We start from the raw sequence: 11,474 nt of genomic DNA, 5'->3' as shown, positions 1-11,474 counted from the left end.
GAATAATTTATTCACACCTCATGGAGAGAATAACAATGCAAAACATTCACCGGGCGCCGGATGCCCATAAGCGCGCGTTAATCGCGGGCTCAATTGGTAACTTTATCGAATGGTACGAATTTGCGGTGTACGGTTTTCTGGCCACCGTGATTGCGAAAAACTTTTTCCAGCTCAGCGGTGAGGCGGGGCTGACCAGTCTGATCCTCACCTACGCCTCGTTTGCCATCGCCTTTTTCTTTCGTCCATTGGGTGCCATCGTCTTCGGGCGGATCGGCGATCGTATCGGGCGCAAGCCTACGCTGATCGTCGTGCTGGTGATGATGACCCTCGCCACCGCGGCGATTGGCCTGGTGCCGGTGTATGCCAGCATCGGCATTGCCGCCCCGCTGATGATCACCGGTCTGCGGATCCTGCAGGGGCTGTTCGCCGGTGGCGAGTATGGCGGTGCGGTGTCGCTGATGACCGAGTTCGCCCCGCGCGGCAAACGCGGGCTGTACGGCGCCTGGCAGTCCTTTACCGTTGCGCTGGGTCTGCTGGCCGGGGCGGGGATCGTGGCGCTGCTCTCGGCACTGCTGACGCCAGAAGCCCTGCATGACTGGGGCTGGCGCATCCCGTTCTTTATCGCCCTGCCGCTGGGGGCGGTGGCTCTGTGGCTGCGGGTAAGCATGGAAGAGACGCCGAGCTTCGTGCAGCAACAAACCAAACCGGTGGTGGCGAAGGCCCGAACCCGCGACACGCTGAAAGCCATCGTGATGGGGATTGGCCGGGTGATGGTGTGGTCTGCCGCAGGTTATACCTATCTGGTGATCATGCCTGCCTACCTGCAATCGGCCCTGCATACCGGCTTTAACCAGGCGCTGCTGATTGCGGTGATCTCCAATATCGGCTTTGCGCTGACCATTATTCCCTCCGGGATGTTGAGCGACCGCATTGGACGGCGCACGGTAATGGTGATTGCCGCCGCCCTGCTGCTGATCCTTGCCCTGCCGCTGCTGAAAATTTTGCAGGCGGAGTCCAGCACTCTGGCGATAAAAGCGATTGTGGTGCTGATTGCCGGTGGTCTGGTGGGGATGCTGGCAGGGCCTGGGCCGGCCATGCTGTCAGAGATGTTCCCGACGCGGGTGCGCTATACCGGGCTGGGGCTGGCCTATTCGCTGTCGAATGCCATCTTCTCGGGCTGTGCGGGGTTAATCATTACCGGGCTGATCAAAGAGACGGGAAACCTGGATATTCCAGCGTATTACGTGATGGCGACGGCGGTGGTGAGTATTTTTGCGCTGATGACGCTCAGAAAGGATGACCATTTGCGGTCGCTGGAGGAGTGAGTTATGTGCCGGGTGGCGCTACGCTTACCCGGCCAGGACGATCACCGTCTGGTGCCCTCACCCCAACCCTCTCCCACAGGGAGAGGGAGAAAACACTAAAGGCCTTCAAAGAAGGCCTTGCTGTTTATTTCCCGCGCTGGCGCACCGCTTCAAACAGGCAGATGCCGGTTGCTACGGAGACGTTCAGGGACGAGACGCTGCCCGCCATCGGAATGCTGATCAGCTCGTCGCAGTGCTCGCGGGTCAGACGACGCATCCCTTCCCCTTCCGCACCCATCACCAGCGCCAGACGGCCGGTCATTTTGCTCTGGAACAGGGTATGGTCCGCTTCACCGGCGGTGCCGACGATCCAGATATTCTCTTCCTGCAGCTGACGCATGGTGCGCGCCAGGTTGGTCACGCGGATCAGCGGGACGTTTTCCGCCGCGCCGCAGGCCACTTTTTTGGCCGTGGCGTTGAGCTGTGCGGAGCGATCTTTCGGCACGATCACCGCGTGCACGCCCGCCGCATCGGCGCTACGCAGGCAGGCACCAAGGTTGTGCGGATCGGTCACGCCGTCGAGGATCAGGAAGAACGGGTTATCCAGAGAAGCGATGAGATCCGGCAGATCGTTTTCCTGATACTGGCGACCCGGTTTGACGCGGGCGATGATCCCCTGGTGCACCGCACCTTCGCTTTTCTCATCCAGGTACTGACGGTTCGCCAGCTGGATCACCACACCCTGCGCTTCCAGGGCGTGGATCAGCGGCATCAGGCGTTTGTCTTCACGCCCTTTCAGAATAAAAACTTCCTGAAAACGCTCCGGTGCGCGCTCCAGCAGGGCCTGCACCGCGTGGATGCCGTAAATCATTTCACTCATTGATGATTCTCATTAATAACTGATCTCCTCTCCCAAAAGGGAGAGGATCAAGGTCAGGGGGGAGATTATTCCGCCACATTTTTCTTCGCTGCGCGCTTCGCTTTGGTCGCGGCGGCGATTTTCTGGGTTTTAGCCGACGGCTTTTTCGCTGCTCTGGCTTCTTTCTTAGCGGCCTTCGGCTTCTGTTTTTTCTCGCCACGGAAGGCGCTGTCCGGCTCGAAGTTTACCTTCTTACCCGTCTGACGGCGTTTGCCGCTGGTTTTACCGGCGGATCCTTTCTTCGCATTGTCGCGCGCGGTTTTACCCACGTTGCGCGGCGCACGTTCGCTGGAGATCAGGCTGAAATCGATCTTGCGCTCGTCCATATTGACTGCTTCAACTTTCACTTCCACGCGATCGCCCAGACGATAAGTCTGGCCGCTGGATTCGCCAGTCAGACGCTGTCCAACCTGATCGTAACGGTAGTAGTCATTGTCCAGGCTGGAAACATGAACCAGACCATCAATAAAGAGTTCATCAAGACGCACGAAGAAACCAAAGCCGGTGACGCTGGCAATCACGCCTTTAAACACGTTCCCAACCTGATCCAGCATGAAGTCACACTTCAGCCAGTCAGCGACGTCACGGGTCGCTTCATCCGCACGGCGTTCCGCCATCGAACAGTGCTGGCCCAGCTGCAGCATCTCTTCCATGGAGTAGTGGTAGCCACCGGTTTCCGTGGTGTTGCCTTTGTGTCCCTGCTCCTGCGCCAGCAGATACTTAATGGCACGGTGCAGAGAGAGGTCCGGGTAACGGCGAATCGGTGAGGTAAAGTGGGCATAAGACTGTAATGCCAGGCCGAAGTGGCCGCGGTTTTCCGGATCGTAAATTGCCTGCTTCATCGAACGCAGCAGCATGGTTTGCAGCATTTCGGCATCAGGGCGATCGCTGATGGACTCCAGCAGCTCAGCGTAATCGCGCGGCTCCGGTTTGTTGCCACCCGGCAGCTCAAGGCCCAGCTCCGCCAGTACGGTACGGAACGAGGTAATAGCTTCGGTGGTCGGCTTATCGTGAATACGGAACAGCGCTGGCTCTTTAGCTTTCTCAACGAAACGTGCCGCGGAGATGTTGGCCAGGATCATGCACTCTTCAATCAGCTTGTGCGCATCGTTACGCTGGGTCTGTTCGATCCGCTCGATGCGGCGCTCGGCGTTGAAGATGAACTTCGCCTCTTCACTCTCAAATGAGATACCGCCGCGCTCTTCACGCGCCTGGTCCAGCACTTTATAGAGGTTGTGCAGCTCTTCGATATGCTTCACCAGCGGCGCATACTGCTCACGCAGATCCTGGTCACCCTGCAGCATGTGCCACACTTTGGTGTAGGTCAGGCGAGCATGTGAACTCATCACCGCTTCATAGAATTTGTAGCCGGTTAAACGTCCTTTGGTGGAGATGGTCATTTCACAGACCATGCACAGACGGTCAACCTGCGGGTTCAGGGAGCAGAGGCCGTTAGAGAGCACTTCCGGCAGCATCGGCACAACCTGGGACGGGAAGTAGACCGAGGTGCCGCGGTTGCGCGCTTCGCCATCCAGCGGGGTGCCCGTGCGAACGTAATAGCTCACGTCCGCAATCGCCACCCACAGCCGCCAGCCGCCGCCGCGTTTTTTCTCGCAGTAAACGGCATCATCAAAGTCACGGGCGTCTTCGCCATCGATGGTGACCAGCGGCAGGCTGCGCAGATCCACACGGCCTGCTTTTGCCGACTCTGGCACCTGCTCTTTCAGGCCTTCAACCTGCTCTTCAACCGCTTTTGGCCAGACGTACGGGATTTCGTGGGTGCGCAGCGCCATGTCCACGGCCATGCCGGTGCCCATGTTATCGCCCAGCACTTCGACAATCTTACCGACCGCTTTGGTACGACGGGTTGGACGCTGGGTCAGTTCAACGACCACCACAAAGCCCATCCGCGCGCCCATCACCTCTTCCGGTGGAATAAGGATGTCAAAGCTCAGACGGCTGTCGTCCGGCACCACAAAACCGACACCAGCGTCGGTGAAGTAGCGGCCCACGATTTGGCTGGTTTTTGGCACCAGTACGCGCACCACGCGCGCTTCACGACGGCCTTTACGATCGGCACCCAGCGGCTGGGCCAGGATCTGGTCGCCGTGAATGCACATCTTCATCTGTTCAGAGGAGAGATACAGGTCGTCCTTGCGGCCTTCGACGCGCAGGAAGCCGAAACCATCACGGTGGCCAATCACCATGCCTTTCAGCAGGTCGAGGCGTTCTGGCAGGGCATAGCACTGACGGCGGGTAAAGACCAGCTGTCCGTCACGCTCCATCGCGCGCAGACGACGGCGAAGGGCTTCAATTTGCTCTTCGCCTTCAATGTTTAATTCAACGGCAAGTTCTTCACGATTAGCGGGTTTTTCGCGTTTGGTTAAGTGTTCAATGATGAACTCGCGGCTTGGGATAGGATTAGCGTATTTTTCAGCTTCGCGTTCCTGGAAAGGATCTTGTGACATAGCGGTTCCTCCGTTGTCATCTCCGGTGGAAATTTTCTTCATTCCACCAGCAATAATTTATACAGCGGTTGATTCTCTTCAACCAAATCGGCCAGCGTGTAGTTATCCAGCTCCATGAGAAAACTTTGCACGGCCTTAGAAAGCGCCTGTTTCAGACGACAGGCAGGGGTAATGTGGCAGAACGCACTGCTGCAGTTCACCAGAGTCAACGGCTCCAGTTCACGTACCACATCGCCAACACGAATAGTCTGTGCCGGTTTACCGAGGCGAATCCCGCCATTTTTCCCGCGGACGGCAGCAACGTATCCGGCACGGCTAAGTTGATTGATTATTTTGACCATATGATTACGGGACACACCGTAGACCTCTGTCACCTCAGAGATACTGGTCATCTGTCCATCGGGTAACGACGCCATGTAGATCAGCGCACGTAATCCGTAATCGGTGAAGCTTGTTAACTGCACATCAACCTCAGGAAAAGGGTAAATCGCGGTATATCCGCAGAGATATTCATTAATGATGATAAACCAGCCAGATAGTCAACGGCGAATTTATTTAAACGGAAAGGGGTAAAAGCGGGAATCAGAGGGCGATCGCCGGATGGCGCTACGCTTATCCGGCCTACGGGTTACCCCGCAGGCCAGCATTAACAAGGATTATGCGTCGAACGGGTCGCGCAGAATCATCGTTTCACTACGGTCCGGGCCGGTAGAGATAATATCAATCGGCACACCGGTCAGCTCTTCAATACGCTGGATGTAATCCAGTGCCGCCTGCGGCAGGCCGCTACGCTCTTTCACGCCGAAGGTGGTTTCGGACCAGCCAGGCATGGTTTCGTAGATCGGCTCGATGCCCTGCCAGTCGTCAGCTGCCAGCGGAGTGGTCGTCACTTCGCGGCCATCCGGCATACGGTAGGCAACACAGATTTTCACTTCTTTCAGGCCGTCCAGGACGTCCAGTTTGGTCAGGCAGAAGCCAGACAGGGAGTTGATCTGCACCGCACGGCGCACAGCAACTGCATCCAGCCAGCCGGTACGACGACGACGACCGGTGGTCGCGCCAAACTCGTTACCCTGCTTGCAGAGGAACTCGCCGATGTCATCAAACAGCTCGGTCGGGAACGGACCTGCACCCACGCGAGTGGAGTAAGCTTTGATGATACCCAGAACGTAATCCACATAACGTGGGCCCAAGCCAGAGCCGGTTGCCACGCCACCTGCGGTGGTGTTAGAGGAGGTTACGTACGGATAGGTACCGTGGTCGATATCCAGCAGCGTACCCTGCGCACCTTCGAACATGACGAAATCGCCACGCTGACGCGCCTGGTCCAGCAGATCGGACACATCAACAACCATACCGGTCAGGATGTCGGCAACGGCCATGACATCGTCCAGTACTTTCTGGTAGTCAACCGCGTCAACTTTGTAGAAATTCACCAGCTGGAAGTTGTGATATTCCATCACTTCTTTCAGTTTTTCAGCAAAGGTAGCTTTGTCGAACAGGTCGCCAACGCGCAGGCCGCGACGAGCCACTTTATCTTCGTAAGCCGGGCCGATACCACGACCGGTAGTACCGATCGCTTTCGCGCCACGCGCTTTTTCACGTGCCAGGTCCAGCGCAACGTGGTAGTCGAGGATCAGCGGGCAGGCTTCGGAGAGCAGCAGACGTTCGCGAACCGGGATGCCACGGTCTTCCAGGCCTTTCATCTCTTTCATCAGCGCAGCAGGAGACAGCACAACACCGTTACCGATGATGCTGGTCACATTGTCACGAAGAATGCCTGATGGAATAAGATGGAGGACGGTTTTTTCACCGTTGATTACGAGAGTATGGCCCGCGTTGTGACCACCCTGATAACGTACAACAAATTTAGCACGTTCAGTCAGAAGATCGACGATCTTCCCTTTACCTTCGTCACCCCATTGGGTGCCCAGTACGACGACGTTGTTACCCATTTTTCAAAATCACCGATTGCTTAAAAATGGATTCTACCATCGGTTTTGATGATGTTCAGCTTTTTTTGTATACAAATTTCGTCGAAATTGCCGGGTTCATCGCCAGTTAATCGATTACCTCAATATCTTGTGTGGCTCGCGGATTTTCATCACAAGAGAAGCACTTTTTATACAGCGTTAGCATGTTGAAATGATAACAACTTTTATTTCAGTTTCAGAAGCGGGTATTTCCGTTTGCCAGGCAATGTGATTCCAGATGATGAATTAAAATTCATAACCCTTTGGTATTGCTGAATTTTTCAAAAGTTGTCAGGATCTTTTCGCGTCTCAAGAAGGAGACGTCGTACAACTGAATAATTAGGATGATTAACATGAAAGAATTAACAGCATTTGAACTCGAATGTGTGAGTGGTGCCGGCTGGTTGCAGGATAACCTGGCGTCTCTGGGCAGCAAAATCGGCGCGGCAGCATGGTCAAAAAGCAGCAGCCTGCTGAATATCGACGTTCCACTGATTGGTACCATTAATCTGACCACTATCGCCCCGGATCTGGGCGAAACCGTGGGCAAAACAATTGGTTCAACCGTGGGTGGGACGATTGAATCAGCCCTGGCGGGTCTGCCGGTTGTTGGCAGCCTGCTGAATAAATGGCTGGGTAACTGATGTAAAAAAAGGGCGCCTCATCGAGGCGCCCTTTTATTTTTCACGCGGTTAAAATCAGCGGCTGGTCGTCGGTGATTTCATATAGCGGAAGAAATCGCTATCCGGGCTCAGAACCATTACGTCCTGATTGCTCTGGAAGCTGCTTTCGTAAGCACGCAGGCTACGGATAAAGGCATAGAAGTCCGGGTCCTGGCTGAACGCATCAGCAAACAGTTTCGCCGCTTCGGCATCACCTTCACCACGCTGGATACGACCCTGACGCTCCGCTTCTGCCAGCGTTTTCGTCACTTCATAGTCTGCGGTTGCACGCAGCTTTTCAGCCTCTTCCTGACCCTGTGAACGATGGCGACGGGCTACCGCTTCACGCTCAGCGCGCATACGGTTGTAAATCGCTTCGGACACTTCGGTCGGCAGGTTGATCTGCTTGATACGCACATCCACCACTTCGATACCTAACGCTGCCATACTGTTCGGGTTGATCACCGGCACTTTACCGTTGGTTTCAGCCTGAACACGCTCAGCTGCTTTGGCGATCGCATCGTCCGCCGCTGGGGTGGTCACTTCATCTTCCGTGCCTGCAGAGCCGGAGTTCAGGGCATCGCGCACTTCCAGGGTCAGACGACCACGGGAATCGGTAACGATGTCTTTCACATCCAGACGACCAATTTCAGAACGCAGGCGGTCAGAGAACTTACGTTTCAGCAGCACTTCGGCCTGGGAGACGTCACCGCCGCCGGTCGCCAGGTAGTAACGGCTGAAATCGCTGATGCGCCACTTGATGTACGAGTCGACAATCAGGTCTTTCTTCTCTTTGGTTACGAAGCGATCGGCCTGGTTATCCATGGTCTGGATACGCGCATCCAGGGTTTTAACCGATTCGATCATCGGGATCTTAAAGTGCAGACCCGGCTCGTAAACCAGCGGCTTGTTTTCGCTGTCACGCAGGACTTTGCCGAAACGCAGGGTAATTCCGCGCTCACCCTCTTTGACGACAAAGATAGAGGTATAAAGCACGACCAGCACGATGATGATGATCGCAATAACTGACTTACGCATCGTTATTCCCCCCTGACGCTGGTAGTCGTTACGCTGCGCGTTGGCGCGGCGTTGGTCCATGATGTCACCATCGTTTGAAGAAGAGGTGGTATTTGCGCTGGAGTTGCCTGTTGACGCCGGTGGCAGACGCAGCAGGTTATTCGCCCCGCTGGTGTCATTCTTCGCGCCAGCGGCGTTACCGCCTTTCAGCATCTGATCCAGTGGCAGAACCATCAGGTTGCCATTTTTGCTGTCATTCACCAGTACCTTACGGGTATGGCTCAGCACCTTCTCCATGGTCTCGATATAGAGACGCTCGCGGGTAATTTCCGGCGCGGCTTTATATTCAGGCAGCAGCTTCGCGAAACGCGCCACTTCACCCTGAGCTTCGAGGATGGTCTGAGTCTTATAGGCGCGCGCTTCTTCGAGGATACGCTGTGCCTGACCGTTTGCACGCGGCTGTACTTCGTTGATGTACGCTTCCGCTTCACGGATGTACTGCTGTTCGTTTTCACGGGCAGCAATTGCATCGTCAAACGCCGCTTTCACCTCTTCCGGCGGACGAGCAGCCTGGAAGTTGACGTCCAGCAGGGTGATACCCATGTTGTACGGACGGATGGTCTCTTCCAGCTCGCGCTGGGTATCGCTACGAATAACGGTACGACCTTCGGTCAGAATACGGTCCATAGTGTATTTACCGATCACGCCGCGCAGGGCGCTGTCGGTAGCCTGACGCAGGCTGTCATCGGCACTGGTCACGCTAAACAGATAGTGCTGTGGATCGGTCACGCGATACTGCACGTTCATCTCAACGCGCACCACGTTTTCGTCAGACGTCAGCATTACGCCGGACGCCGCCAGCTCACGCACCGACTCAACGTTCACCGCCGTGACGTCATCGATAAAGGTTGGCTTCCAGTTCAGGCCTGGCTCAACCAGATGGCTGAATTTACCAAAACGGGTGACAACACCGCGCTCGGCTTCTTTGATAGTGTAGAACCCGCTGGCAGCCCAGATAATCACGGCTGCTGCCGCAACAATGCCAACGACACGACCGCCCATATGAGGACGCGGCCCCTGGCCAGTACCGCCGCCAGTGCCCTTACCACCGCCAAGACCGCCCAGCTTTTTACTCAGCTTGCGGAAGATATCATCCAGATCGGGTGGCCCCTGCTCGCGACCACCTTTGTTGCCATTTCCCCCCGGAGTTGCCGCCTTGATTATTGCTGCTCCCCCACGGGTCGCGGTCTTGTCCGTTATTACCGGGCTGATTCCACGCCATGTATGTGCTCCATATTTGTTATGCGGTGATATACCTTCAAACGCCTGGCATGCCGGAGCATCCATGGCGATTCGGGTATCCCAAAGGGCAAAAACCTTCAGGCATCTCCTTTCCGGTCAGACGACGTAGTCGACCAGCGCAGGTTCTTGTTTACAGAGGCGACGCCAGTCAACGATCGGCATACGCACTTGCAACCCCACGCTGCCGTCATCCTCCATCCACTCTTTTTCTATCGCCTGAAGCTGATAAAAACGGCTGCGCAGTCGGCCTTCCTCGGGTGGCAGACGCAGCGTGTGCTGGGCCACTTCACCGGAAAGACGTTCTGTTAAGGCCTGGAAAAGCAGTGGTACACCGACACCGGTCTGGGCAGAAAGCCAGACCCGAATCGGTATGTTCTCTTCATTCCTGTCGATACGCGGCTCAAAACCGTCCAGCATATCGATCTTGTTCATCACCAGCAGCGTCGGGATCTCGTGCGCGTCAATTTCTTCCAGCACGATATTCACTGCGTCAATGTTTTCCTGCAGGCGTACATCCGCAGCGTCAATCACGTGCAACAGCAACGTCGCCTGACGGGTCTCCTGCAGGGTGGCTTTAAACGCGGCCACCAGATCGTGCGGCAGATGACGGATAAACCCAACGGTATCCGCCAGCACGGTCTCACCGACGTCCGTCACATCAATGCGGCGCAGCGTCGGATCCAGGGTCGCAAACAGCTGGTCTGCGGCATACACCTGGGCCTCAGTTATCTGGTTAAACAGGGTGGATTTACCGGCGTTGGTATAACCGACAAGCGACACCGTCGGGATGTCTGCTTTCTGGCGGGAGCGGCGCCCCTGCTCACGTTGCTTCTCAACTTTTTCCAGCCGAGAGAGGATCTGGGTTATACGGCCACGCAGCAAGCGACGGTCGGTTTCGAGCTGGGTTTCACCCGGGCCGCGCAAACCAATCCCGCCTTTCTGTCTTTCAAGGTGTGTCCAGCCACGCACCAGGCGCGTCGCCAGATGGCGCAACTGCGCCAGCTCAACCTGCAGTTTCCCTTCATGGGTACGTGCACGTTGAGCAAAAATGTCTAAAATCAAACCCGTCCGATCGATAACACGGCATTCACACAGACGTTCCAGGTTGCGTTCCTGGGCCGGTGTCAGGGCGTGATCAAAAAGCACGACCGATGCGCCGGTCGCTTTAACGGCATCCGCAATCTCTACTGCTTTACCTTCACCAACAAAATACTTTGGGTGCGGCGCTTTACGGCTACCGGTAATCACCTGCATTGCTTCGACACCGGCGGAAGAGACCAGAGCTTCAAACTCCTGGAGATCTTCCATATCTTTGTCTTGCGAAAAATAGATGTGTACCAGCACCGCCTGCTCACCGGCATCATAACGGTCAAACAAGCGTAAACCTCTCAAAAAAGATCAGCGGGGAACGCAGAAACCTGGCTCCCCGATATGGAAATAACAGCCAGTAACCTTATTCGGTTTCTTCACTGTCCTGCGCAGGCGCAGAAGAACCCTGCGCGTTGCTGCCATGATGGTAGTTACTGGACCCGCCGCCAGCGTTATTGCTGTGATGAGATACCGGGCGAGACGGAACAACAGTAGAAATCGCGTGCTTGTAGACCATCTGGCTGACCGTGTTTTTCAACAGGATCACGAACTGATCGAAGGACTCAATTTGACCTTGCAGCTTAATACCATTCACCAAATAAATAGAAACTGGAACACGTTCACGACGCAGTGCGTTCAAGAACGGATCTTGTAAAGATTGCCCCTTAGCCATTCTATCTTTTCCTTATATGCTTGTTTTGTACTTAGAACCTTGCGATTCTGAAAAATTGCGCACGATA

At 55.6% G+C, this 11,474-nt stretch carries 9 protein-coding genes and 1 pseudogene; 2 read left to right on the top strand and 8 right to left on the bottom strand.

Features of this window, described 5'->3' with window-relative positions; all coding sequences use genetic code 11:
• Nucleotides 1–35 precede the first annotated feature (35 nt).
• Nucleotides 36–1,325 carry an MFS transporter gene (locus tag AAHB66_RS01990; RefSeq protein WP_347115032.1) on the top strand — a complete coding sequence of 430 codons (1,290 nt, stop codon included), beginning with the start codon at nt 36–38 and terminating at the stop codon, nt 1,323–1,325.
• A 124-nt stretch (nt 1,326–1,449) separates the two neighbouring features.
• Here the strand turns inward: AAHB66_RS01990 and rlmB are convergent, their stop codons facing one another.
• From rlmB to AAHB66_RS01970, 4 genes are all read right to left on the bottom strand, one after another.
• Nucleotides 1,450–2,184, bottom strand: a complete 735-nt coding sequence (gene rlmB, locus AAHB66_RS01985) for a 23S rRNA (guanosine(2251)-2'-O)-methyltransferase RlmB (RefSeq protein WP_347115031.1) — start codon at nt 2,182–2,184, stop codon at nt 1,450–1,452.
• Nucleotides 2,185–2,249: 65 nt separating this feature from the next.
• On the bottom strand, nt 2,250–4,691 hold the full coding sequence (gene rnr, locus AAHB66_RS01980) for a ribonuclease R (RefSeq protein ID WP_347115030.1): 2,442 nt from the start codon (nt 4,689–4,691) through the stop codon (nt 2,250–2,252).
• Between the two features lie 38 nt (nt 4,692–4,729).
• A complete protein-coding gene (nsrR, locus tag AAHB66_RS01975) occupies nt 4,730–5,155 on the bottom strand; it encodes a nitric oxide-sensing transcriptional repressor NsrR (protein WP_347115029.1) in 426 nt (141 codons plus the stop codon).
• Nucleotides 5,156–5,347: 192 nt separating this feature from the next.
• Entirely contained in the window at nt 5,348–6,646 is a 1,299-nt protein-coding gene (locus AAHB66_RS01970) for an adenylosuccinate synthase (protein WP_231313240.1), read from the bottom strand.
• Nucleotides 6,647–7,017: 371 nt separating this feature from the next.
• Here AAHB66_RS01970 and AAHB66_RS01965 point away from each other — a divergent pair, with 371 nt between their 5' ends.
• On the top strand, nt 7,018–7,308 hold the full coding sequence (locus AAHB66_RS01965) for a hypothetical protein (RefSeq protein ID WP_347115028.1): 291 nt from the start codon (nt 7,018–7,020) through the stop codon (nt 7,306–7,308).
• A 54-nt stretch (nt 7,309–7,362) separates the two neighbouring features.
• On the opposite strand, the gene hflC is transcribed toward AAHB66_RS01965, so the two are convergent.
• The 4 genes and pseudogenes from hflC to hfq form a co-directional block, all read right to left on the bottom strand.
• Nucleotides 7,363–8,364, bottom strand: coding sequence for a protease modulator HflC (gene hflC, locus AAHB66_RS01960; protein WP_106994046.1), 1,002 nt, complete (start codon nt 8,362–8,364; stop codon nt 7,363–7,365).
• Between the two features lie 9 nt (nt 8,365–8,373).
• Nucleotides 8,374–9,625, bottom strand: a pseudogene (hflK, locus tag AAHB66_RS01955) (FtsH protease activity modulator HflK); the annotation flags it as partial.
• Between the two features lie 116 nt (nt 9,626–9,741).
• Nucleotides 9,742–11,022 (bottom strand): ribosome rescue GTPase HflX, encoded by a 1,281-nt coding sequence (gene hflX / locus AAHB66_RS01950; protein WP_333854742.1) that lies wholly within the window; start codon nt 11,020–11,022, stop codon nt 9,742–9,744.
• 76 nt (nt 11,023–11,098) lie between these two features.
• Nucleotides 11,099–11,407 (bottom strand): RNA chaperone Hfq, encoded by a 309-nt coding sequence (gene hfq, locus AAHB66_RS01945; RefSeq protein WP_032616179.1) that lies wholly within the window; start codon nt 11,405–11,407, stop codon nt 11,099–11,101.
• Nucleotides 11,408–11,474: the final 67 nt, after the last annotated feature.

Origin of the sequence: Leclercia sp. S52 (genome assembly GCF_039727615.1) — a bacterium.
Classification (GTDB): Bacteria; Pseudomonadota; Gammaproteobacteria; order Enterobacterales; family Enterobacteriaceae; genus Enterobacter; species Enterobacter adecarboxylatus_B.
This window is presented reverse-complemented; position numbering and strand designations above follow the sequence as displayed.

Bases quoted from the DNA above. Each gene is read 5' to 3' on its own strand.
- AAHB66_RS01990 (WP_347115032.1), top strand. From the start codon at position 36: ATGCAAAACATTCACCGGGCGCCGGATGCCCATAAGCGCGCGTTAATC.
- rlmB (WP_347115031.1), bottom strand. From the start codon at position 2,184: ATGAGTGAAATGATTTACGGCATCCACGCGGTGCAGGCCCTGCTGGAG.
- rnr (WP_347115030.1), bottom strand. From the start codon at position 4,691: ATGTCACAAGATCCTTTCCAGGAACGCGAAGCTGAAAAATACGCTAAT.
- AAHB66_RS01970 (WP_231313240.1), bottom strand. From the start codon at position 6,646: ATGGGTAACAACGTCGTCGTACTGGGCACCCAATGGGGTGACGAAGGT.
- AAHB66_RS01965 (WP_347115028.1), top strand. From the start codon at position 7,018: ATGAAAGAATTAACAGCATTTGAACTCGAATGTGTGAGTGGTGCCGGC.
- hflC (WP_106994046.1), bottom strand. From the start codon at position 8,364: ATGCGTAAGTCAGTTATTGCGATCATCATCATCGTGCTGGTCGTGCTT.
- hfq (WP_032616179.1), bottom strand. From the start codon at position 11,407: ATGGCTAAGGGGCAATCTTTACAAGATCCGTTCTTGAACGCACTGCGT.